Source organism: Aquipuribacter hungaricus, assembly GCF_037860755.1.
GTDB classification, from domain to species: domain Bacteria; phylum Actinomycetota; class Actinomycetes; order Actinomycetales; family JBBAYJ01; genus Aquipuribacter; species Aquipuribacter hungaricus.
Window position 1 is genome coordinate 1 of the sequence record NZ_JBBEOI010000355.1, and the last position, 2,699, is coordinate 2,699.

Genomic DNA, 2,699 nt, shown 5'->3' on the forward strand with positions numbered 1-2,699 from the left:
CGGCGGACGGGGGCGGTCGGCGTCGCCGGCCGCGACGCCGACCAGGTGCGGGCGTCCCGCGGGCCCGCCCGGTCGCGGACGGCACGCGCCGTGCAGGCCCTGGTGCTCGGTGCCCCCTCCCCCCGGGTGCGGGTGCACCGGCGCGCGACGTGGTCCGGCGTCCCGGTGGCGGTCCACACCCCGCCGGTGGTGCCGGGCACGGTGCTGCCCGTCGTCGTCCACCTGCACGGGGGCGGGTGGGCCCAGGGCGGCATCGACGACACGCCCTGGTGGGTGGCGGCCCTGGCGGAGGCGCTGCCCGCCGTGGTCGTGTCGGTCGGCTACCGGCTCGCCCCCGAGCACCCGTTCCCCGCCGCGGTCGACGACTGCCTCGAGGCCGTCCGGTGGGTGGCCGCCTCCCCCGGCGCCGTGGGGTCCGGCTCGCGGGTCCGTACCGACCGGGTCGCGCTCGTCGGCGACAGCGCGGGTGCCAACCTCGCCGCCGTCACCTCGGCCCGGCTGCGCGACGAGCCGCTCCCGGGCGACCCCCGCGTCGTCCACCAGGGGCTGGTGTACCCGGCGACGGACGCCAGGCTGCTCACCGGCTCGATGGCGGCCAACGCCCACGCGCCGGTCCTGGGCCGCGCGGACGTCGACCGCTTCCTCGAGCTGTACACCGACGGCACGGGGGTCGACGTCGAGGACCCCCGGCTGTCGCCGCTGCTCGCCGCCTCGCACGCGGGCCTGCCGCCGACGACGGTGCTCACCGCCGAGCACGACCCGTTGCGCGACGACGGCCGCCTCTACGCCGAGCGGCTGGCCGCGGCGGGCGTCCGGGTCCGGCTCACCGACTACCCCGGTGCGGTGCACGGCTTCCTCAGCCTGGCCGGCCTCGACCAGGTCCGCAGCCGGCAGGCCGTGGCCGAGCTGGTCGCCGCGATCAGGCCGGACCTGTGCGGTGCGCCCGCCGGTGGGCCGGACGACGGGCCCGGCGGTCGACCTGACGGACCGACCGGTCTGCTGTCCGCCGACGTGCGTGCCGACGGCTGAGCCCGGCCGGGGGGTGCTCGTCCGCCTGCTCCCCGGTGTCCTGCTCGCGGTGGGCGTGGCCGCCCTGGCGCTCGGGCTGGACGCGGTCCTGGGGGCCGCGGGGACCGGCTCCCCGGGTGCGGCGGTGCTCGCCCTGCTGCTGGGCACCGCCGCGGCGACGGCGCGCGCGCCGGGGGCGGCGCTGACCCCGGGCCTCCGCTGGGCGGGCAGCCGCCTGCTCCAGGCCGGGATCGTCCTGCTCGGCCTCACCGTGCCGCTGGCGGCCCTCACCCAGGTGGGACCGCGCGCCCTGCCGGTGGTCGCCGTGGCGGTCGTCACCGCCTTCGCCGTCGCGACGGTCGTCGGCAGGGCGCTCGGCGTGCCCCGCGACCTCCGTCTGCTGCTCGGGGCGGGGACCGGGATCTGCGGTGCCTCCGCCATCGCCGCGACGGCAGGGGTCATCCGGCCCCGCCCCGCCGACGTGGGCTACGCCCTGTCGACCGTCGTGCTCATGAACCTGCTGGCCATCGCGGCGCTGCCGCCGCTGGCGCGGGCCGCAGGGCTGACGGACCCCGGCTTCGGGGCGTGGGTGGGCTCGTCGGTCAACGACACCAGCGCCGTCGTCGCCCTCGCCGGGGCATGGTCGGCCGAGGCGCTCGCGGTCGCGGTCGTCGTCAAGCTCACCCGCGTCCTGGCGCTCGTGCCGGTCACCCTGGTGCTCGCCTGGCGCACCCGCGTCCACGAGGCGGCGCAGGCCGGCCGCACCGGGGACGCGACGTCGGCTCCCCGGCCGGCGCGGCTGGTCCCGGCCTTCCTCGTCCTGTTCGTCCTCGCGGTCGCCGTCGCGGCGACCGGTCTGCTGCCGGACCGCGTGACCGGGCTGGCCGGCACCGCCGTCGACGTCCTCGTCGCCTGCGCGCTCGCCGCCGTCGGCCTGTCCACCCGGCTGCGGGAGGTGGCGGCCGCAGGACCGGCCCCGGTGCTCCTCGGGGCGGTCGTCTGGGTCGCCGTCGCCGGCGCGAGCCTGCTCACCCTCCTGCTGGTGGGCATGGTCTGACCAGGCGGCGCTGACCGCGTGGTCCGTCGTGCCCGACCGGTCAGCCGCTCGGGCAGCAGACCGGTCAGCCGCTGGTCGGGGCAGCCGCTGGTCGGGGCAGCCGCTCGTCAGGGCAGCAGCGCGTCCACCGGAGCGACGACGTCCTCGACGGTCGACCCGAGGGACCCGGTCGTCAGACCGCCGCCCTTGCCGCCGCCGTTGCCGCCGCCGTTGCCGCCGCCGTTGCCGCCACCGTTCCCGCCGTTGCCGCCGCTGTTGCCGCCGCCGTTCCCACCGGCGTTGCCGTTACCGCCGCCGTTGCCACCGGCGTTCCCGTTGCCGCCGCCGTTCCCACCGGCGTTGCCGTTACCGCCGCCGTTGCCGCCAGTGTTCCCGTTACCGCCGCCGTTGCCGCCAGTGTTCCCGTTCCCGCCGCCGTTACCGCCGCCGTTCCCGTTGTCACCGCCGCCATTGCCACCGCCGTTGCCGTTGCCGCCGTTGCCGCCGCCGTTGCCGTTCCCGCCGCCGTTGCCGGGCGCGGGCGCAGGCGCGGGTGCCGGGGCAGCCGGCGGGTCGACGACAGGGGGCTTCGGTGCAGGAGGCGCCGGCGCGGGCCGGGCCGGCTGGGGCGCGGGCACGGCAGGAGCAGGCGCCG

General features: G+C 78.9%; 3 protein-coding genes. 2 read left to right on the forward strand and 1 reads right to left on the reverse strand.

Annotated features, from left to right (window positions below; genetic code table 11):
* Together WCS02_RS19505 and WCS02_RS19510 are read left to right on the forward strand one after the other, a co-directional pair.
* The coding region (locus WCS02_RS19505) for an alpha/beta hydrolase (RefSeq protein WP_340295943.1) at positions 1 to 1,029 on the forward strand (1,029 nt) is incomplete at its 5' end.
* A complete protein-coding gene (locus WCS02_RS19510; RefSeq protein ID WP_340295944.1) occupies positions 1,016 to 2,065 on the forward strand; it encodes a YeiH family protein in 1,050 nt (349 codons plus the stop codon). The genes WCS02_RS19505 and WCS02_RS19510, both read left to right, overlap by 14 nt.
* A 107-nt stretch (positions 2,066 to 2,172) precedes the next feature.
* Here WCS02_RS19510 and WCS02_RS19515 read toward each other — a convergent pair.
* Positions 2,173 to 2,699 (reverse strand): hypothetical protein (locus WCS02_RS19515; RefSeq protein WP_340295945.1); only part of this gene is annotated, 527 nt, incomplete at its 5' end.